Genomic DNA, 20,139 nt, shown 5'->3' with positions numbered 1-20,139 from the left:
TTTGAACTCCTGGGTGAAACGCCTACGCGCTGCGGTCATGCTGATCTCTACTTTCAGTGAACCCTCATTTTAAGAGGGCCCACTGTCCGAGATATCCGCGGCAGCTCAGTAGCCGGTCGGGCCGTCGGGGCCCTTTGCGTGGCCAGGAGCGCCTTGGTGTGCATGGTGTGCAGTTTCATCAAGTTGTGGCAGGCGGCCATCAGGTCCCACTCATGGGCTGCTTGCTCCAACCCGCGGAGCAGGACGAATTTCCCTTGCCGGGTGTGGATCTGACCGAACACGGGTTCCACGATCGCTTTGCGGCGGGCGTAAACGGCCCGGCCCCTCTTCGTCTTGAGCTTCCGCGCCATGCGTTCCCGGAGCGTCGCATTGGCGGGGATTCGGCCTCGGGGAACCTCGGGAACACGCTCGCCGTGCTTGGCTCGGCCGGTCGCGATGAAGAACTCGGTCCGGCCTTCGCCGGCCGTTTGAATGGTCTTGGCGTAGTCCAGATTTGTTGCTGAGCAATACCCGGCATCTGCGAGAATCTGACCGGGCAGAGCTCCCATCGTGGCGTGGAGTTTCGTAACCAGCGGCACGACCTGTTCAACATCGACGCCGATATTCGTCAGCGTCGTTGCGACGATGATCTGGTGGTCAGCATCTACGATGGCCTGCGCGTTGTAGGCGTAGTGGAAGGACCCGTCGGCGGTCTTCATAATCCGTGCGTCCGGGTCGGTGAAGTTGCGTTGAGCCTTCGGGGCGACGACCGCGTTCTTCGCTGCGTCGTCACCTTTCTGCGTGGCAGTATCGTCATCGTCGCCCTTGTCCCGGGCCTTTTTCTCCGCGTCTTTCCGAGCCCGGACGGCCGCATCAGCTTCCAATGCGGCGCGTGCCTCGGCGAGTTTGACCAGGCGCGACTCCCGCCGGGCGAGCTCCGGCGGCAACTCATCACCGCGTTTGTCTTTCCCGAACCGGGCATCTTCGGCATCGTCGATTGCGTCGGCGTCTGCCAGCAGGGCAGAGACTTCGTCGGCGAGGACTTTCTGCTTCTCTGTCAACCGGGCGTAGCTCATGGCCTTCCGCCGGGAGGCATTCGCGCGCACCTTCGTGCCGTCCAACGCGACCTGCCCGAGCGACACCATTCCGGCAGCGCGGCACAGTTCCAACGCCTGCAAGAACACATTTCCGAGGCTCGACAGATGGCGTTTGCGAAACCGGGCGATGGAGCGAAAATCCGGTGCCTGCTGCGCGGCCAACCAGCGAAACGCGACCACATCCACGCAGACCCGTTCCAACTCCCGCGACGACCTGACACCAACGCAGTACCCGTAAAGGAGGACCCGGACCATCAGCCGAGGATCGTAGGGCGGCTGGCCCTTCGACTTCGCATAGGACGCGTAGAACTTCTTCAAATCGAGCTGCGTTTCGACGATGTCCGCGATGAACCGAGACAGGTGATTCTGCGGCAACCACTCATCCAGCGACGGCGGCACCAGCATCACCGCCGCCGGCTCGAAAGCCCGAAAACGTTTGTTCACCCCGGCGCCAGCCTCGACTCCGTCATCCACGACCGGGTCAACATGCTCAAGCTCCTACGCGGGAAACAGGCCATCAGAATCGCTCATAAGCAATTTTCCCAGACCACCACCCCAACCCCGGGAAATCGACCGGCGTTTTAAACTTTGCTACTACTGACCCACGCTCCTAGATACCGCCCGTCCATGACCAGTTCACCTTGCCGCCCTGCAGCGCAGGGCAGCAAGGAGATGTACGTCATACAAGGACACCCGAACCGCTCGCGGAGTACTGTCCACGATGGAAAATCAAGGGTTCGAGCCCGTCTTGCATCTCGATGGCCGTAACGCGTCCCAACGCGAGGGTGTGATCACCCGTCTCAAGCTCCGCGAACAGCTCGCACTCGATCCACGCGACTGCTTCGTCTAAGGCTGGCCCACTTGGGCGCCTGCTCCACAGCACGTCACGGAATCTGTCTACGCCCCGTCGAGAGAAATTTCTGGAAAGTTCCTCGTGATGACTAGCCAACACATTGATGGTGAAGCTGCCCGAATCTCTGATGCCCGGCCAGGTCGACGAGGTGGAGGCCACGAAGATCCCTACGAGTGGCGGATCCAGCGAAACAGAACTAAAGGAGTTGCACGACATACCAATCGGCTCATTGTCGACCATGCCCGTGACGACAACAACGCCGGACGGCCATTGGCCAAGTACCTTGCGAAAATCAAGGGGATCGATAGCGGTGGAGTTCATGGAATTGGCCCTTCAAGGTCTTCGTTGACACGTGAATCGTCCTAAACGATCAAACAGAATTTCTACCAATCGGTTGGATGCTGATGTTAACCCCGTTGAGGCACCCAAGTCAATGCGTCGCGGCAAAATATTGCAGATCCAAGAAGGGCCCGGTCGGTCGAACTGGCGACAACGGAACTACCAATCGAATGGTTGCCTATACTGGATGCAGCAGAAGTCGTGCCACTCGTCAAGCATGCTGGTCCGACGATAGATTCGCTCCTCTCAGATCCGCCAAAGAAGCCGCATTGAAGGTGTTCAGTGATTAACAAAGAGATCCTAGATGTCCACGAGTCCGTGGCCGATATTCCTGACGGCGCAACCCTGCTCATTGGAGGCTTCGGCCCGCCCGGTCAGCCGGGAGAGCTGATCGAGGCGCTACTGCAGCAGGGCGCTAGGGATCTCGTGGTCATCAACAACAATGCGGGTGCCGGCGGAGATGCCATCTCGAGGCTGTTCGCGGCTGGCCGCGTGCGCAAAGTCATCTGCTCGTTTCCCAAGGCGATCGGGTCGACGGTCTTCGACGAGTTATACCTGGCCGGGAAGATTGAACTCGAGCTAGTTCCACAAGGAAACCTCGCCGAGCGGATTCGCGCCGCCGGAGCGGGAATCGCCGGATTCTACACGCGGACCGGCTATGGAACCGAACTGGCAGTGGGCAAGGAAGTTAAGGAATTTGACGGTGTGAATTATGTGCTCGAGCGCCCCCTCCGGGCGGACTTTGCACTCATTAAGGCGTCAGTGGGCGACCCGTTGGGGAACCTCATCTACCGCAAGACTGCCCGGAACTTCGGACCGATCATGGCCGCTGCGGCCAGCGTGACTATTGCAGAGGTCGACCACATTGTTCCGCTCGGCGGGCTCGATCCCGAACACATTATTACTCCCGGAATTTATGTTGACCGGATTGTCCAGATAGTTTCGACGAAAGCCACAAGCGAGGTTCGCCCGTGAGACTCACCCGACCACAGATCGCCGAACGAATTGCCCAAGACATCCCGGACAAGGCGTATGTCAACCTAGGAATTGGTGTGCCCACCCTGGTGTCGGACTACCTGCCGGATGATCGGCAAATCGTCCTGCATACCGAGAACGGGATGCTCGGAATGGGGCGCGCGGCAACCGAGAATGAGATCGATCTCGATCTCATCAACGCGGGTAAAATTTTCGTCACCGAGGAGCTGGGTGCGGCGTATTTCCACCATGCCGACTCGTTCGCCATGATGCGTGGTGGACACATCGACTACTGCGTCATGGGTGCTTACCAGGTGTCAGCTCGAGGCGACCTTGCCAATTGGCGCACGGACTCCCCTCGCTCGATACCGGGGGTCGGCGGGGCCATGGACCTGGCGGTCGGGGCCAAGCACGTCTACGTGGTGATGGATCTGTTCTCCAAGAGCGGCGAGTGCAAGCTGGTCGAGGCCTGCACGTACCCGCTGACCGGTGCGGAGTGCGTTGAACGGGTCTACACGGACGTCGCGGTCTTCGAACTCACCAGGGGCAACGTCCGCGTGCTCGAGATCTTCGACGACCTTGACCTTGAGCAGCTTTCAGCCATCATGGGACTCCCCCTGATAGACGCGCGGCCTACTCTCGTGAACGTCATGGCCGGAACTCCCTAACGGTGGGTAGAATTGGCGCGACCCTCGCGACCTGTGCCATCGCTCAATGAAGAGGGAAGTCGGGGGCGGCACTGTGGCGTGGGTGGGACCCCCAGGTGTGCGGTTGAGTCCCGGATGCCCTACAAGGTCAAGCCGCCGTCGATAGTGAAGACCTGGCCCTGGACCATAGTGAAGCGCGGATCGCAGATCAGTTCGACGATGTTGGCGACGTCGTCGAACTCCACGCCCCGGCCCGAAGGATTAGCGCGAGTCTGGTCGACTAGCCGGGATTGCCACGTATCCGGGAACATGCGTCGCCGGGCGTCCGTGTCGAGGGGGCCGGGTGAGATGCTGTTCACTCGGATGCCGCGACCGGCCAATTCCGTCGCCAAATAACGCACCAGGTGCTCACCCAACGCCTTCGGCCCACCCAATGCTCCATAGCCCGTGAGTGCACGTTCCGCTCCCTTGCTGGTCACGAAGATGATGCTCGCGCCGGGCCTCAGAAGTGGAAGTGCTTCGCGCACGATGTGCACGATGGACGTGCCGTTGGTGGCCACGGCGTTGTCGAGGCTCTTGCCGTCGATCTCAGTGATCCGGCCGGAGATGGCCATGGCGGCGGCGTGCACGATCACGTCGAGGTTATCCGTTAGCTGCGTTATCCGTCGTATCATTGCCTCGATGTCCGCCAGCGACCCCATATCCGCCTTGACCAGGTGCGGCACGGCCCCGAGCGCCCGGATCTCATCGGCGGCCAGCAGCGCCTCGGTATCGTCGGAATGATATGAGAGGAAGACGTCCATGCCGGGCTGCGCCAGCCGCCCAGCTATTGCTCGACCGATCCCCTTGGATCCGCCCGTGATGAGAACAGCCATAGTTCACCTACATCCATGTATTCGAGGAATCTCCTCTCTACATTATCAAACGGTTGGTTTCTAAGTCGATCAGGTGCGGTCGGGCTGTGTCGTGCCGTATCGGATGTCGCTTCGCTGCGCGATGGAGCGGGTATCGGAGCCGTCAGCTGTGCGGGTCAATAATGCGAGCCTGGGTCGGAGTTGCCGATCGACTTCGGTCAGATGAGGTTCCTTGCCAACCCCGAGACTGCGCGCCGACCATTCCGACATAGTGAGGCTCCCTTCCTCCGGCAAGTCGAGAGCGACAGCCATCCACGGCATTGCCCGTTCGTCGTCGCAGTGGGCGGCGAACCTTTACGCCGCATTGACTCCGCCATCGACAAAGTACGCCGAGGCAGTCACGAAGGAGGCGGCATCCGAGAGTAGCCACGCCGCCAGCTCGGCGATCTCCTCTGCCACACCGAGACGGCCAATAGGCTGCACCGACTCCGCCTTGGCCTTCACTTCCGGGTCGGCGAACGACTCCGCGGCGAGCGGCGTCAGTGTTGAGCCCGGGAGCACGGCGTTCACCCGGATGCCTTCACTCGCCACATCGACACCTACCTGACGCGTCAACCCAACCACGCCGTGCTTGCTGGCCACGTAGGCGGGCAGATTGGGATAGGCGATCTGGCCGGCGGTCGACGAGGTGTTGACGATCGCGCCCCGTCCCTGCTCGCGGAAATAGGCGATTTCGTATTTCATGCACAGGAACACGCTGTCGAGGTTGACGGTCAGCACCTTGCGCCAGTCCTCGTAGCTGAACTTATCGATGACAGCGTTCGGCCCGATGATGCCAGCGTTGTTGAACGCCCCGTCGAGTCGGCCGAAACGTGCCACGACATCACCGATCAACCCAGCGACCTGAAGTTCGACTGTGACGTCGACGCGGAAGAACTCCGCGTCTCCGCCGCCCGCACGGATCGCCTCGACTGTGGCCGTACCGCCGGCCTCATTGATGTCGACCACGGCAACTCTGGCGCCGCGCCGCGCGATGAGTTTCGCGGTGGCCTCTCCCATTCCGCTTCCGCCACCGGTCACGATGATCACCTGACCGGTGAGTGCGACCTTCTCGAATCCTTCATTTATTGCCATGGCACTGTCCTTTCGTGAGCCCGAGTCGCGTGACATTTGTGTGCTCAATGGAAAACCGCATTCTGGGCGAGACCGGCGGTCTCGCCCCCGTCGACCACGAACTCTGCTCCGGTGCTAAATGACGAGTCCGCACCGGCCAGGAAGAGCACTGCTCGCGAGACTTCGATCGGGTCACCGGCGCGCTTCATCGCCACGTGAGCCTGCGTGTCGTCGGCCCCCTCGGTCATCGGGGTGTGGATGAAACCGGGGTGTACCGAATTGCAGCGCACGTTGTGCGCTCCGAGTTCCAGCGCGACCGTCTTGGTAAGCCCTCTCACCCCGAATTTGCTCGAGATGTAGGCCGCCTGCATCGCGAAGCCCTGAAGTCCTCCGATGGATGAGATGTTGACGATCGAGCCGCTCCCGCTCGCGATCAGCGCGTCGGAGGCCGCGCGGATCCCGAGGAAAGCTCCCGTGAGGTTGATGGCGATGACCCGGTTCCAGTGCTCGAGGGTGTGCTCGGCTACCGAGGCGACGTGGTTGACCCCGGCGTTGTTGACGAGCACATCGAGCCGTCCGAAGTGGTCGAGCGCAGCGCGCACCGCCTCGGCCCAGTTCGCCTCGTCGGTCACGTCGAGGTGCACATAGATGGCGTCGTCGCCCAGTTCTGCCGCGAGCGCCTCTCCGTCTGCATCAAGGACGTCGGCCACGACGACTTGAGCCCCCTCGTCCACGAGCAGCCGAGCGTGCGATGCGCCCATTCCGCGCGCTGCTCCGGTGATCAAGGCTACCCTGCCTGTCATTCGATTCATTGACCGTGCTCCCTACTTCGGCTTCATTGCCAAACTATCGGTTGGTTTATTATACGAAGGTCGCACGAACCGGAGTGCGATGTCAACTAGGGAGATGCCGATGACGGAAAGACGAGTGGCACTTCTTCGCCGACGCGCTGAGCTGCTGGAATCCGAGTTCACCGAGTACTGGCACAGCCGCCACGGGCCGTTTCTGCTGGCCCAGCCCGACTACCTCCGGCACCGCTCGGAGTACGCGCAGACCCATGTGCTGAGGCCGCTCTGGTCGACGGATGAACCGTGGGATGGCATCGCGGATCGTCTGGGTGGTAGGCCCAACCGGAGGAGCTTCTTGGCGCTGTTGGCGTCGCCAAAGCTCATCGCATCGACATCGCCACCAGCGTAAAAAGCCCGCTCGTTTTCGACAATCACGTCGACTTTTATGTTAGGCACCATAGGTGCTCACTCGAGCAACGCTGTCAGCTTCGCACGTACCTGCCGATTGATCGCATTGCGTTCCTTGGGACGATTGAAACACCGGGGTCAGCGTTCCGCCTTCCAAAAGTCCGGATGAATGGATCTTCAGGAAGCATCATCTCAGCGCCTCGCGAACGGCATTGCGCGAGACCTTCAGGCTCGTCGTGCGCGGCAGCGCGCCCACGAACTCGACCCTAGTCGGCTTCTTGAAGCTCGCCAGATGTGCGCGGCATTGCGTCAGCACATCCTCGACGGTGACGTGTGCTTCCGGCTCGGACACCACCACCGCGACGACCGCATGGCCCCACCGAGGATGGGGCATCCCAACTACGGCAACCTCCCGCACACCGGGGATTTCGGCGATGCACTCCTCCACTTCTGACGGGTAGACGTTCATACCGCCCGAGACTATGAGGTCCGAGCGTCGCTCGACAATCACGACGTAGCCCCCGGGATCGATCGTGCCGAGGTCGCCAGTGCGGAACCAGCCGTCCTGCAGCGCGTTCGCCGACGCTTCTGGCAGCTCCCAATAGCCTTTGAACAATGCCGGCGACCGGATCCACAGTTCGCCGAGTGCCTCGCCGTCATGATCGATCGGTGAACCGTCGGTGGCACGCACGTCGATGTCGACCTCGTCGACTGCCCTGCCCACGCCAGTGAGGCGTCGATACTGGCCCGGTGCGACGTCGGCAATCGAGGTGGCCGACATCAGCCCACCCGAGTGTTCGGTCATCCCCCACCCCTCGATCAGGCGCGTGCCGACGACATCGGCAAGACGCGCGAGCGAAGCTGGAGGGATCTTGGAGGCCGAGTGCAAGATCGATTCAAGGGTCTTCCAGGCGTCGGGTCGAGAGGCCGCCTCATCGGCAAACTCCAAGACGAGGGGGGAGGGCACGTAAGTGAATGTCACATCGTGAGCGTCGATCAAGTCGATCATCCGCGGGACGTCCCAGGCGCCGGGAAGCACGATCGTGCCCTGCACGTGGAAATGGCTGATCACGTGCGCGGGCACGACGGCGACGAACGACATTGAGCCGGTCAGGAGCGCGACGCTTCCCCGCCGAAGTCGGTATGAGCGCGCATTCATTTGCGCAAGCTTCGCTACTGACGACTGCGTGAGTACCGCACCCTTCGGTTTGCCAGTCGTGCCGCTGGTATAACCAATGATGAAGGGCATGTTCGGCTGGACGCGATGCGACGAGAATTCGAGAGCGGGGTGCTCTTTAAATACCACATCGCTGCCCGGGCCCAGATCGATCATCGGGACAGACACGAGCCCTGCCAGGGCAGTTATTTCACCCGGAGGCCGATCGGCGTGAACCAGGAGCGCGGCGGTGGAGTCCGAGACGATGTGTGCGGCCTCGTAGGCGGTGTAGCGAGCATTGATCGGCACCACGACGAAGCCGGCGATCGCACACGCGACGTACATCTCGATGTGGCCGCTCGTGTCTGGGAGCCACACCGCGACACGGCCGCCGACGGCCATGCCCTGCGCGCGCAATCCGTTGGCGATCCTCCGAGCGGCGGACACCATCTGCTCGTACGTAACTTCGGCACCGTCGGCGTCCCTGATGGCCACACCGCGTGGACGGTTCGCCGCGGCTGAGAGGATCAGCGCCGCAACGGTCCCAAACGCGTCGGCGATGTCCTCTGCGCCCTCGCATGTAGGGGTTGACTCTGAGTTCACTGTTGACCCTCCCGGCTTAAGCTATCAATCGTTTTGTTAATGAAATGCATCGCACCCGCGGCTTCATGGATACCCGGCACGCCGGGCGCGGAGCCCGTGGCCGCGTCCCGCGTAGCTGTCAGACGCGCTCCCACACGGCAGCGATGCCCTGACCGCCGCCGATGCACATGGTTTCCAGTAGAAACTGGCCGTCACGACGGTGTAGTTCCCGTGCAGCCGTCGCGAGGATCCTGGCACCGGTGGCCCCGATGGGGTGGCCCAGCGAAATTCCCGATCCGTTCACGTTCGTGTGGTCCCAGTCCGAATCTGTGAAATTCCACTCGCGCGAAACGGCCAGTACCTGGGCGGCAAATGCCTCGTTCAGCTCGATCAGGTCCATGTCGGGCAATGACAGCCCGGATCGTTCGAGGGCGAGCTCAGTCGCGGGGACGGGGCCCAGCCCCATTCGCTTGGGCTCGACTCCGGCACGCGCCCAGGCACGCAGCCGAAGCAGCGGCCTCAACCCGAGCTCCGATGCATGCTCTGGCGTTGTCACGATGCAGGCCGCCGCGGCATCGTTCTGGGTGCTGGAGTTGCCGGCCGTGACGGTCGATTCTGGGTCTGAGCCGATAAGCACCGGGCGGAGGCCAGCCAGCACGTCCAGCGAGGTCTTCCGTGGACTCTCATCGGCGTCGACGATGACGTCGCCATGTCGACCAGGCACCGTTACCGGAATGATCTCGTCGCGAAATAGTCCGGCCTCGACGGCGTGCGCCGCTCGTTCCTGGGAACGTAGCGCCAGCTCGTCCTGTTCGCGCCGGCTGATGCCGTAGTCTCGGCGCAGATTCTCGGCGGTTTCCAACATTCCTCCCGACACCGGATGGAACTTGCCTCCTGCCGTGTCGCGGGCACGACCCAAGGCATCCTGAAAACGCACACCCGACGTGCCCTTGATTCCCCAGCGTGAATCCACCGAGTAGATCGGCGCCTGGCTCATTGAATCCACGCCGCCAGCAATCAAGACATCACCCACACCGGTTTGAACCTGCATGGCCGCGTCGAGGATAGCCTGCAGTCCCGAACCGCAGCGCCGGTCGACCTGCAATCCGCCCACCGTGTGGGGGAGCCCTGCGTCGAGGGCTGCGACGCGGGCGATCGGCGCGGCCTCGGCCGAGGGATAGCCCTGCCCGAAGATTACGTCGTTGATCATCGCGCCATCGATGCCGGTGCGGCGGAGGAGGTCCGCAATCACGGTGGTGGCCAACTCCGTCGGTGTCACCGCGGCGAATACCCCTCCGAATCGTCCGATCGGGGTTCGAATGGGCTCACAAATTACCACGTCTCTCATTAGTTCTCCCTCTTATCCAGCGTCGAAGCGCTTATTTGCTCACCTTGCCGATGAGATTCGCCATGGGCCGCAGCACCACCGGCTGGGAACCGATCCACGCGACGATCATTACGACGATCGACGCCACGAAGATCCAGAATCCCCGCCAGGAACCCGCGTCGTTCGAGCCCGCGTACATGTGATTCAGATTGCGCAGCGCACCCGTGGACAGCACGAGGGCAACGTGCACAATGATGAAGAACACGAAGAAGAGCATCACCGGCAGGTGGATGGCCCGGGCCAGCTCCATCGGATACACCCTATTGAGCCGTTCGGCGCCGTTCGGCCAGGCACCCGACATGCGCAAACCCGTGATGATCGCCAGGGGGGCAGCGACGAAGACAACGACGAAGTATGAGATCAGTTGCAGGCTGTTGTAGTTCACCCAACCGTTTTCGGTCGGCCAGTCCAGGGAAAGGTACTGGATGCCAGCCGAGACCGCGTTCGGAACAATATCCCAACTCGTGGGGATTATGCGCATCCAATGGCCCGTGGCGAAGAGCAGCAGGTAGAAGACCAGCCCGTTCAGTACCCAAAGAACGTCGAGCGAAAGATGGAACCAAAGATCGAGGCTGATCTTCGTGGGCGCGTTCCGCGTACGGATCAATCCGGTGTTCTTGCGGGTCCAATACGCGCTCGGGCGAGTTTGTGTGCGAACCCGCCAGCCCGATCGGATGATCAGCACGATGAAGAACCCATTCAGGAAGTGCTGCCAGGTCAGCCAGACCGGCAGTCCCGACGGGGCGCTATCGGGGAGCGGAGTCTCTCCGGGGTAGCTGAGAATGAAGTCGCGCATCCAGGGTGTGTCACGCAGCAGACGCGCCACCAGCACCAGAGCAGCCAGAAGTAGCACGACGATGGGGATGATCCATATCAGTTTGGACCACTTGTTCTTGGTCAATTTTCCCGCTTCGAGATCGCTTCGAGGAGCTGGGGCACGATCGTAAACAGATCGCCGACTACCCCGAGGTCAGCAATTTCGAAGATCGGAGCGTTTTCGTCCTTGTCGATTGCGATGATCGTCTTCGCCGTCTGCATCCCGGCGCGGTGCTGGATCGCTCCGGAAATCCCCAGGGAGAGGTACAGGTCCGGAGACACGGTGACACCGGTCTGTCCGACCTGCCGGCTTTGGGGCGTGTAGCCGGCGTCCACGGCGGCCCGCGATGCTCCCACTGCCGCGCCTAGCGCGTCGGCGAGTTGCTCGACCAGGGCGAAGTTGTCGCGTGAGCCCACGCCTTTGCCGCCCGAAACCACCTTGACGGCGGTTCTGAGTTCCGGACGGTCCGAGGTGTCGGCCAGTTCCTGTCGCGACTCGACGACTGCCGCGGGCGCTCCTGACACGTCGATCGTCAGCTGGATGACCTCGGCATCGGCGCAGGCCTCAGCCCCGGCGTCGATGGCGCCGAGGCGGACGGTTATCACCGCAGGCCCGGTGCTCACGGTGGATTCGGTGATGAAACCGCCTCCGAAAATGGAGTGGGTCGCAACGAGTTGGTCGCCTGCCAGGTGCACACCGACAGCGTCTACGTTCAGCGCAGCGCCGAGGCGCACGGCGATGCGGCCCGCTACGTCGCGACTCTCGCTCGAGTGCGAGAGGAGGATCCCTGAAGGAGGAAATATCAGCGCTGCTTGGGCAAGCGCCTCAACCTGGGGCGTCGTTAACGTCGACTGCGCGTGCTCGGTTTCGGCCACGACGACCTTTTGCGCACCCAGCTGCCCGAGTCGCTCGGCGATAGCCAGGCCTTCCCCCGGCTTGACGGTGACCACGGCCACCGGAACTCCCAGTTGAGATGCGGCTCCCAGCAGCGTCTCCGCGCTTCCGCGCACTAGGCCGACGCTGGATACTTCGATCAAAGTGAGAATGTATGACATGACGTGATCCTTTGCTTTAGATCAGGCGATTCGAGGCGAGAAATTCGGCGATGTCGTTTCCGGCGTTCCCGGAATCCGAGATTTTCACACCATGGGTGCGAGCGGGACGCTCTTTGGCCGACACCACCACGGAGGCGGCGGGTCGATCAGCACGCAAGCCCAGCTCAGCAAGGGAGACAGCGACGAGAGGCTTCTTCTTTGCCGTCATCAGGCCCTTAAAATTCGGAAAGCGGGCGTCCGGTAAGCGCTCCGTGATCGACGCGATCACGGGAGTGGACGCGCTGATTAGGGCCGTCCCGCTTTCCGTGCGGCGTTCCCCGCGCACACGGTCTTCTGCGATCTCAATGGAGTTCAGGAATGTCAGTTCCGGCACTCCGAGGTGCTCGGCCAGCATTGCTGGTATCAGGCCTCCGCGGCCATCGGTTGATTCGTTGCCCGTCAGGACGAGGTCGAAGCCCTCCCTGCGGATCACTGCGGCGAGTGCAGCGGCCGTGGCCAGGAGGTCGGCGCCGGCGAGACCGTCGTCGACGAGGTGGACCGCCGAAGTCGCCCCCATTGCGAGTCCCTTGCGGAGGGGCTTGATAATGGAGGCAGGTCCCATCGAGACGAGAACGACTTCGGTGTCCTTGTGCACGTCCCTGTAAGTCAGGGCGACCTCGAGGGCGCGCTCACCGATCTCATCGATGACGTCGTCGGCTGTGCCGCGCTCGACCCACCCGGATGCCAGATCGATCTTCCGCTCACTCCAAGTGTCGGGGACAACTTTGACCAGAACCAAAATCTTCATTTGCCTGCCCTCTCAATGCTCGAGACGCCCCCGCTTGCGCCTGAGCTCGAAGGGACGTCCCTGCGATAAGTACCGTTCGACTAGTAGAACACGAAGGAAGAAAATATTCAACCATACGTTTGATTGTTTTAAAGCGAATCGCACCGAACCACTACGCCAAACGCTCGATGACCATCGCCATGCCCATGCCTCCGGCCACGCACATGGTCTCCACGCCGAATGTCTGGTCGCGCCGGACCAGCGAATTCAGCAACGTCGTGGTGATGCGCGCCCCTGTCATCCCGTACGGATGCCCGAGGGCGATAGCGCCGCCATTCACGTTCAATTTCTCATCCGGGATGCCGAGTTCCCGTTGCGAGGGGATGGCCTGCGCCGCGAAGGCCTCGTTGATCTCGAACTGATCGATGTCAGCAACGCTCAACCCCGCCAGAGCCAGTGCCCTTCGCGTGGACTCGATCGGGCCGAGACCCATGAGCTCCGGTGAGACTCCGGACGCCGCCGTAGATACGATCCGAGCGAGCGGGGTGACCCCCAACTCACGCGCCCTCGTGTTGCTCATGATTACCAGCGCCGCCGCACCGTCGTTCAGGCCGCAGGAGTTCCCCGCCGTGATCAGTCCGTCTTCGCTGAAAACCGGGGTCAGCGAAGCCAAACCCTCGAGCGTAGTGCCGTGCCGGGGGCCATCGTCGCGGGAAACCACGGTTCCATCCGGGAGAGTCACTGGGGTGATGTCGGTGGCCCAGAATCCGTTCTCATCACTCGCCTTGGTTTTCATCTGACTTCGAAAGGCAAATTCGTCCATCATGTGCCTGGTGATCCCGTGGAGTCCGGCGACGTTCTCGGCGGTTGCCCCCATAGCGACGTAGATGTCGGGCACGTGACCGCTTTGCCGCGGATCGACCCAAGTCGCAGATCCGACCGGAGGCAGGGCAGCGAACAGCGGGTTCCGCGCGGCAGCAGCGTCGGGATTGTTGGGCGTCAGCCGGGATACCATCTCGACTCCGCCCGATACCACGACGTCGGCCTCGCCCGAGCGGATAGCGTGAAAGGCCATCCGCGTAGTCAGAAGACTCGAAGCACAAAACCGGTTCACGGTCGCTCCCGGCACAGAGTCGAGGCCGAGAAGCACCGACACCACCCGCGCGATGTTGAACCCCTGCTCGCCGCCGGGGAGTCCGCATCCGAGTAGTACTTCGTCAATATGTATCGGATCAAGTTCGGGAATCTGGTCCAGCGCTCGTCGGACTATCTGTGCAGTCAGGTCATCGGGCCGGATGCTGGTCAGTGATCCCTTGAACGCACGCCCGATCGGAGACCGCGCCGTGGCGACGATGACTGCCTCACGCATTTCTCTGAACACCTTTCGCGAGTTCGCGCAGCGTCGTGATATGACGCAGGTAGAAATGCAGTCCCATTTCCCAGGTGAACCCTAGGCCGCCATAGACCTGGATTGACAACTGGACGCTGCGAAGGGCCTCCTTGAACGACTGCGTGATGGCTCGTTCCGAGTCTTCAGGCTGAAGGCTCGCCCAAATCGATGCCGTTTCGGCGAACTCCGCTGCCACGTGAGCATTGGCCAGGTGATGCTTCACCGCTTGGAATGAGCCGATGGGCTTACCGAATTGCTGCCGCTGCTTGGCGAATTCGACTGCATCGAGAAGAACGCGCCTCGCGCTTCCAACAGCTTCGGCTGCCCACACAACGGCGAGTTCACGACGCACATCGTCGCTGAGAACCGTGGTCACGGGCGTCACCGCGGCCAACAGACTGGGCGCAAATTCCAGGGTCGCTCCCTGCGCGAAGGGGTGCACCATGCCACCTCCTTCGAAGGAATCGACGATTGAGATGTCCGGAACTTGGCCGAACGGCACGAAACCAGATGGTTCGGCGATGCTCTGAATCGGAATGCTGAAGGTTATCGGACCATCGGTTTCGGCGGCGGCCGCTGAATGGCGCTTCGCCAGGATAGTCGTCATGAGCGGAAGCTGGATCAGGGTCGACCCCCACGCGCCCGCGATCTCGACTAGGTCGCGCAGGGTCGCACTATCTTTGTCTTCGATCACCCCCGAGAGATCCCAGCCGGCGTCACCGAGCGCATCCCAGCCGACGGGAGATTCCGCCTCGATGTAGGTCGCCACCGTCATTCCGGCCGTGGCCTTCGTCATGACCTCGCGGATGGCTTCAGCCACGACCAGGCCGATGTCGCCGGAGCTTGTCTTGATCATATTCATCGTGGCAGCCCCAGGATCCTCTCGGCGATGATGTTGCGTTGGATTTCGTTGCTTCCCGAGTAGATCGACGCGGCGCGGGTCTCGAGATATTGAAACCGCCAGTGATCGGCAGTGTCGGCATTCATCGTTTCGATACCGAGGGCGGCGATCTCCTGGAGGAGCTCGCTCCAAGACACCTTGAGGATGGCGGCCGAGCGAAAGAATACCGTCGATTGCGGGTCGAAGTCGATCGATTTCAGGGTCTGCCAACGAATGAGCTCGACACGTGTATCGAGCTCTGCCAGCTGGCGTTGATACTCGGGGAGGTGCCCGATCGACTGGGATAGGAGGTCCATGTCGGCCCGGAGCTCGACGTAGCGGCTGGCCGCTTCGACCCCGCCGCGCTCGTTCGCCAAAACGGTCATGGCGACCTTCCACCCGTCGCCGTCGTTGGCGACACGATCATCGTCGGCGACGAACACGTTCTCGAACTGCACTTCAGCGAAGTGCGAAATACCGGATGCCTGACGGATTGGGCTGATGGAGATGCCCGGCTGCTTCATGTCGAGCAAGAACATCGTTAGGTTCTTATGCCGTGGTGCGGCCGGGTCGGTCTGAGCGAGAAGCAGGCAGCGATCGGCCAGGCGGGCGAAGCTAGTCCAGATTTTGCGACCCGTCACACGGTAGCCTCCGTCGACCTTGACGGCATTGCATCGCACGCCTGCGAGGTCGGAGCCCGCGTCCGGCTCAGAGAAGCCTTGACACCAGATCTCATCCCCGCTGAGGATACGGGGCAGATAGCGCTCGAGCTGGTATTGCGTACCGTGCGATATCAAGGTCGGCGCAGTCAGGATTCTGCCGATGCGGGCGAGTCCGTCGGGGGCCTGAGCTCGACCGGCGAGGTCGGCGAAGATCACTTCCTCGGCTACCCCGAGGCCCTGTCCACCGAACTCCTTGGGTAAGGAGAGGCCGGCGAGTCCTCCGCGGAACAGTTGCCGGTCCCACTCATGACGGATCTCATCGCTTTCGTCCTCGCTGAGGGCGCCCCGCTCGGTTCGCCAACGATGAGGGACGTTTTCTTCGAGCCAGGTGCGCACGGTCTCTGCGAAGCCCTCTCGCCGGAGCGTTTCTACATTGGGCATGAATACCTCTCAAAATTAACCGAACGATTGTTTGTTTACAGAACCCTACCGGTGATGATGAGTCTGTTTATTTCGTCAAACGATTGTTTGATTATAGGTGATTATCGCGGTGTGTCCACGATGGCGATTGGGCGGATGGGCGAGCCCGTTCCACCGCCGATGCGCAATGGCGTCGCGATGAAGGTGAACTCGGTCACGCCGGCCGCCCCCAGCTGCTCCAGAGCCATCGACTCCATGATCGGTATGCCCTTCTCGACCAGGAAGTGTACGTGCACGGGTAGATCGACGAGGTTCGAATTGGGCTTGTGCTCGAAGTTCATGGTGTCCGATCCGGCGGCGATGATGCCGTGCTCGCTCAGCCAGTGCGCCCCGTCGACCGTGACGCCCGGGAGACCCGTCGACAAGCCGATGTAGCGCTCGGCGTCGCTCCAGTACTTCATCCACCCGGTGCGCACCAAGAAGATCGAGCCCGGCTCGAGCGGAGGGTGGTCGCCGAACCAGCTCTCGAAAACCTCGGGCCCCAGACCGTCGGAAGGGGTGAGGTCACGGCCGAAGAAGGAGGGGCCGTTGAAGAGGTGACCAGGCCCGATGATCGGCGGGGTCTCCTCGATGCTGCCGGCGTCGAGGCCGTCCAGGCCCTCGTCGCCCATCAGTACGTCACGGCAGCCGAACACCATCCCGTCTTTCGAGACATGGCCGAGTGCATCGACATGGGTGCCTACGTGGGCGCCCATCGCGAACTGCTCCATGGCCGCCGATACGCCGTTCTTGTAGGGGCCGCCACCGTGCGTCTTCGCCATCGTGAAGTTGTACGGCGGGTGGTGCGGGTGCCGGGACATCCCCATCTCTAGGCGCACCGCGAGGTCGAAGACCCGTACCCGGCCCGAGATCGAGACATCGATGTCTGTGTCGAGGTACGACCCCGACCAATTCTCGTGCGGTTCTCCGGTCATGATGTCACTCCTGTAGTGAGGGTCGGGTAGCGAGGTAGCCGTTCGCCGCGGTCACGACGCCGACGGCGAATGGAATTAATGACTGGGGCAATAACCATGCCGGGTCTAACAGGCCAACACCCTTCAGAAGCAGAGCTTCAAGGGCTGCTTACAAGGTGACGGGGGCGAGGTTGCCGTTGCCTCAATGATCGCGTCCGGGACCTCTGCGAAGGAAGGTGTGCTCGTTGTCGCCGGTCATGAAGTAGGCCTTGTCCGGCTGGGAGAATGCCCAGTCGTGCAAGGTCTACGCACGGTCCAGGTCGGCGCCTCAGCGGACGAAGCGCTTGACGTAGTCTTTGCCGAGCCCGACCTTCTCGAAGTGCCGCTCGGCCTGCTCAAGCCGTGTGAAGGTGTCGGCGTAACCGACCGTGTTGCCGTTGTCGTCGATCTCGACCAAGGTGCCTGTGATCCAGAATAATGTCAGCGACTCCTCGCCCTCGGCGATCAGGGTGTGCACGTCTCCCGGGGGCTCGAACACGTACGAGCCGGCCGTGGCCACCCAATCGCGCTCGGCGTAGTGCCACTGACCGCTCAGCACCAAGCCGTGCACCGGGCTCGGATGGGCGTGACGACTGACGAAACCTTGTTTCCGGAGTCGCGTGACATTGACCCATGCTCCACGCACCGTATCGAACAGTAGCGGGCGCATGTGCACGCCTTCTTGCGCTCCCGGTACCCACTCGCGTTCGTCGGCACTGTTCGCGATCTCGACGATCTCCTCGGGGCTCCAAGGGCTTGTCTCAAGCATAGTTTTCCTAACTCCATTGGTACGGTGAACTACTGCCTAAAACATACCAGACGTTTGGCTGATTTATTATCCCGACTTGCCCGCCGCCAGCGCTGACACTGGGCCCCAGCTTGGTGCCCAGTGCGTGACCTGGACGTCGACGATGAGCCCCTCGAGAGCGTAGGGGTCCTGATCCATACATCGGCGAACCGAGGGCTCGTCCTCCGCGAGAAGCAGAAGCATCGCGCCTGTGCCATCCGGAAAGATGCCCGCCCCGATCAGCAGCTCATCGTCGAGAAGACCCTGCAACCATGAGCGATGACCAGGGAGTGCCGCGCAGCGAGCGCCCTCATTCCGGCGGTCGTATCCGTATCGAACGGCGAAGACTCTCATGCACGTACCCTTCTTTTCTCGAACATGTTTCTCGTGGCTCGCCGAGGAACGCACTGCTAATCGGGCTAGCGTTTGAGCGAAATTACTCATGCGATTTGTCACACTATTTGCCCCACATCGCAGCATTGCGTAGATTTTGATTTATACCAAACGTTTGAACACTGATGTTGAAACGTTGACTCGGATGGAGAATGTCGTGCCCTCAATTCAGATTCCCAGTGGTCCCACCATCGCCTACGCAGACACCGGCGGAGAGGGAGTACCCATTATCTTCAGCCACGGGCTCTTCATGAACCGGGAGATGTTCGCTCCACAACTCGAAGAATTTTCGAAGGATCACCGCTGCATCGTTTGGGACGAGCGCGCACACGGTGAAACGGAATGGGCGGGCTAATTCACCTACTGGGACTCCGCTACAGACCTGTTCGCCCTCGCCGACGCCCTTGGCATCGACAAGTTCATTCACTTCGGCTTCAGCCAGGGGTGTCTGCTCGCACTGCGCGCGGTGCTCACGCACCCCGAGCGTTTTGTGGGACTAATCCAGTGCTCCACCCAAGCTGGCGGTCAGCGGGCGAGGAGGAAGCGGCCTTCCGCGCCATCGTTGCCGAGTGGATCGAGCTCGGCCCCACGGAGGAGAAGCTGGATTTCCTAGTGAGTCTTATTCTCGGCCCCGGAACTGACCAGAAGGTCTGGCGTGACTACTGGTCGACTCTGATGCCGCAGAACCTCTTGGATGCGACCTATGCGCTGTACGACGCGAAGTCCATCGAAGACCGCCTCGGCGAAATCACGCCGCCCACCCCGGTAATCCACGGCCTCGCCGACGTGTCGACTCCGTTCGAACTGGGAAAGAGGGTCGCCAACGAAGTACCCGACAGCCGGGGCCTTCTCCTCGTCGAGGGTGGCCCTCACGCGCTCAACCTGACCCACGCAGACCAAATCAACCACGCAACCCGTGAGTTCGTCGATGCCGTTAGCGCCGAGTTTGCAGACAGTCGCACGACCGTATGAGCCCGCTCGCAGGCCTCGTCACTGGTGGCGCCTCCGGCATCGGTGAGGCTTGCGTGCGCGCTTTCGTCGCTGAGGGTCACCAGGTCGTCATTGCGGACTATTCCCTCGAGCGTGCCGAGAATCTCGCCCGGGAACTCGGCCCCGCCGCCGTCGGGGTGCAGGCGGACGTGTCGAAGGAAGGAGACTGCCGGAAGATGGTGGACGTCGCCCTGGTCGAATTCGGGCGGCTGGACTTCGCTGTGAACAATGCCGGCACCGGAAACGTCGATAAGAGCCCGGTCGCCGATATCTCGGTGGATGAGTGGCACCGGCTCATGTCCGTCAATCTGGACGGCGTCTTCCTGTCCCTCAAAGCGGAAATTCCCGCACTGATCAAGGCGGGCGGGTCCATTGTCAACGTCGCGTCAATCATGGGTAGCGTCGCCACCGCAGGGGCGGGCGCCTATGTCGCGAGCAAGCACGGTGTCGTTGGGCTGACTAAGGCGGCCGCCCTCGACTACGCAGATCAGGGCATCCGTGTCAATGCGATCGGCCCGGGCTACATTGAGACGCCAATGTTGGCGAACCGCAGCGAAGAGCAGCGTGCGGAGATCGGCAGTCGGCATCCGCTCGGCCGTCTTGGCACTCCCGGGGAGATCGCCCAGTTGGCGCTGTTCCTGATCTCCCCCGCTTCCTCGTTCGTGACGGGTTCGTTCTATCTCGCAGATGGCGGTTATACCGCCCGATAAGGTTTCGGTCTCCAGCGGTCAGGTGCCTTCGGCAATGCGCACGACGCAGCCACCGGTGTCGCTGCCCGTGATGATCTGGCAGCCGAGCCGAGCCTGGAG

General features: G+C 61.8%; 22 protein-coding genes and 1 pseudogene. 7 read left to right on the top strand and 16 right to left on the bottom strand.

All coding sequences use genetic code 11. The annotated features are described in order from the left end of the window. Positions 1-149: 149 nt before the first annotated feature. Positions 150-1,550: pseudogene (locus tag E3O45_RS02180) on the bottom strand (IS1182 family transposase); the annotation flags it as partial. A 205-nt stretch (positions 1,551-1,755) separates the two neighbouring features. Then, positions 1,756-2,250 (bottom strand): flavin reductase family protein, encoded by a 495-nt coding sequence (locus E3O45_RS02175; protein ID WP_134441391.1) that lies wholly within the window; start codon positions 2,248-2,250, stop codon positions 1,756-1,758. Positions 2,251-2,550: 300 nt separating this feature from the next. Here E3O45_RS02175 and E3O45_RS02170 point away from each other — a divergent pair, with 300 nt between their 5' ends. Continuing rightward, a complete protein-coding gene (locus E3O45_RS02170; RefSeq protein ID WP_134441390.1) occupies positions 2,551-3,243 on the top strand; it encodes a 3-oxoacid CoA-transferase subunit A in 693 nt (230 codons plus the stop codon). Continuing rightward, positions 3,240-3,911: a 3-oxoacid CoA-transferase subunit B gene (locus E3O45_RS02165; protein ID WP_134441388.1), complete on the top strand. Its 672-nt coding sequence runs from the start codon at positions 3,240-3,242 to the stop codon at positions 3,909-3,911. Before E3O45_RS02170 ends, E3O45_RS02165 begins: the two co-directional genes overlap by 4 nt. A gap of 119 nt (positions 3,912-4,030) precedes the next feature. On the opposite strand, the gene E3O45_RS02160 is transcribed toward E3O45_RS02165, so the two are convergent. The 3 genes from E3O45_RS02160 to E3O45_RS02150 form a co-directional block, all read right to left on the bottom strand. Next, positions 4,031-4,765, bottom strand: a complete 735-nt coding sequence (locus E3O45_RS02160) for an SDR family oxidoreductase (RefSeq protein WP_134441386.1) — start codon at positions 4,763-4,765, stop codon at positions 4,031-4,033. 333 nt (positions 4,766-5,098) lie between these two features. Next, positions 5,099-5,878, bottom strand: coding sequence for an SDR family NAD(P)-dependent oxidoreductase (locus E3O45_RS02155; protein ID WP_134441384.1), 780 nt, complete (start codon positions 5,876-5,878; stop codon positions 5,099-5,101). A gap of 44 nt (positions 5,879-5,922) precedes the next feature. Further along, complete coding sequence (locus tag E3O45_RS02150) at positions 5,923-6,669, bottom strand: glucose 1-dehydrogenase (RefSeq protein WP_134441383.1); 747 nt, start codon at positions 6,667-6,669, stop codon at positions 5,923-5,925. Between the two features lie 100 nt (positions 6,670-6,769). Between E3O45_RS02150 and E3O45_RS02145 the strand changes: the two genes are divergently transcribed. Beyond that, a complete protein-coding gene (locus E3O45_RS02145) occupies positions 6,770-7,054 on the top strand; it encodes an EthD domain-containing protein (protein ID WP_166789371.1) in 285 nt (94 codons plus the stop codon). Between the two features lie 186 nt (positions 7,055-7,240). Here E3O45_RS02145 and E3O45_RS02140 read toward each other — a convergent pair whose 3' ends face one another. From E3O45_RS02140 to E3O45_RS18325, 11 genes are all read right to left on the bottom strand, one after another. After that, positions 7,241-8,812, bottom strand: coding sequence for a class I adenylate-forming enzyme family protein (locus tag E3O45_RS02140; RefSeq protein WP_134441379.1), 1,572 nt, complete (start codon positions 8,810-8,812; stop codon positions 7,241-7,243). A 118-nt stretch (positions 8,813-8,930) separates the two neighbouring features. Then, complete coding sequence (locus E3O45_RS02135; RefSeq protein WP_134441377.1) at positions 8,931-10,139, bottom strand: acetyl-CoA C-acetyltransferase; 1,209 nt, start codon at positions 10,137-10,139, stop codon at positions 8,931-8,933. Between the two features lie 31 nt (positions 10,140-10,170). Next, positions 10,171-11,079, bottom strand: a complete 909-nt coding sequence (locus E3O45_RS02130) for a cytochrome b/b6 domain-containing protein (RefSeq protein WP_174843040.1) — start codon at positions 11,077-11,079, stop codon at positions 10,171-10,173. Further along, positions 11,076-12,050: an electron transfer flavoprotein subunit alpha/FixB family protein gene (locus E3O45_RS02125; RefSeq protein ID WP_134441376.1), complete on the bottom strand. Its 975-nt coding sequence runs from the start codon at positions 12,048-12,050 to the stop codon at positions 11,076-11,078. The genes E3O45_RS02130 and E3O45_RS02125 overlap by 4 nt, the downstream gene beginning before the upstream one ends. A 16-nt stretch (positions 12,051-12,066) precedes the next feature. Further along, on the bottom strand, positions 12,067-12,837 hold the full coding sequence (locus E3O45_RS02120; RefSeq protein WP_134441374.1) for an electron transfer flavoprotein subunit beta/FixA family protein: 771 nt from the start codon (positions 12,835-12,837) through the stop codon (positions 12,067-12,069). Between the two features lie 151 nt (positions 12,838-12,988). Then, positions 12,989-14,185 (bottom strand): acetyl-CoA C-acetyltransferase, encoded by a 1,197-nt coding sequence (locus tag E3O45_RS02115; protein WP_134441372.1) that lies wholly within the window; start codon positions 14,183-14,185, stop codon positions 12,989-12,991. Continuing rightward, entirely contained in the window at positions 14,178-14,981 is an 804-nt protein-coding gene (locus tag E3O45_RS02110; protein WP_166789370.1) for an acyl-CoA dehydrogenase family protein, read from the bottom strand. The genes E3O45_RS02115 and E3O45_RS02110 overlap by 8 nt, the downstream gene beginning before the upstream one ends. An 83-nt stretch (positions 14,982-15,064) precedes the next feature. Next, positions 15,065-16,189, bottom strand: a complete 1,125-nt coding sequence (locus E3O45_RS02105; RefSeq protein WP_134441368.1) for an acyl-CoA dehydrogenase family protein — start codon at positions 16,187-16,189, stop codon at positions 15,065-15,067. Positions 16,190-16,290: 101 nt separating this feature from the next. Next, the gene (locus E3O45_RS02100) at positions 16,291-17,142 is read right to left on the bottom strand and encodes a cyclase family protein (RefSeq protein ID WP_134441367.1); all 852 of its coding nucleotides are present in this window, start codon (positions 17,140-17,142) and stop codon (positions 16,291-16,293) included. Positions 17,143-17,449: 307 nt separating this feature from the next. Next, on the bottom strand, positions 17,450-17,929 hold the full coding sequence (locus tag E3O45_RS02095) for a 2,4'-dihydroxyacetophenone dioxygenase family protein (protein WP_134441365.1): 480 nt from the start codon (positions 17,927-17,929) through the stop codon (positions 17,450-17,452). Positions 17,930-17,995: 66 nt separating this feature from the next. After that, positions 17,996-18,301, bottom strand: coding sequence for a YciI family protein (locus E3O45_RS18325; protein WP_166789369.1), 306 nt, complete (start codon positions 18,299-18,301; stop codon positions 17,996-17,998). A gap of 196 nt (positions 18,302-18,497) precedes the next feature. Here E3O45_RS18325 and E3O45_RS02085 point away from each other — a divergent pair, with 196 nt between their 5' ends. From E3O45_RS02085 to E3O45_RS02070, 4 genes are read left to right on the top strand one after another with little or no spacing between them, the layout of a single operon-like run. Then, a complete protein-coding gene (locus tag E3O45_RS02085) occupies positions 18,498-18,695 on the top strand; it encodes an alpha/beta fold hydrolase (RefSeq protein WP_134441362.1) in 198 nt (65 codons plus the stop codon). Positions 18,696-18,722: 27 nt separating this feature from the next. After that, positions 18,723-18,953 (top strand): alpha/beta fold hydrolase, encoded by a 231-nt coding sequence (locus E3O45_RS18320; protein ID WP_134441394.1) that lies wholly within the window; start codon positions 18,723-18,725, stop codon positions 18,951-18,953. Next, on the top strand, positions 18,845-19,312 hold the full coding sequence (locus E3O45_RS02075; protein WP_134441360.1) for an alpha/beta fold hydrolase: 468 nt from the start codon (positions 18,845-18,847) through the stop codon (positions 19,310-19,312). Before E3O45_RS18320 ends, E3O45_RS02075 begins: the two co-directional genes overlap by 109 nt. After that, positions 19,309-20,040 (top strand): SDR family NAD(P)-dependent oxidoreductase, encoded by a 732-nt coding sequence (locus E3O45_RS02070; protein ID WP_134441358.1) that lies wholly within the window; start codon positions 19,309-19,311, stop codon positions 20,038-20,040. The genes E3O45_RS02075 and E3O45_RS02070 overlap by 4 nt, the downstream gene beginning before the upstream one ends. Positions 20,041-20,139 lie beyond the last annotated feature (99 nt).

Source organism: Cryobacterium sp. TMS1-20-1, assembly GCF_004402355.1.
GTDB lineage: Bacteria > Actinomycetota > Actinomycetes > Actinomycetales > Microbacteriaceae > Cryobacterium > Cryobacterium levicorallinum.
The sequence above is the reverse complement of the archived record's forward strand: the minus strand, read 5'-3'. Positions and strand labels throughout refer to the sequence as shown.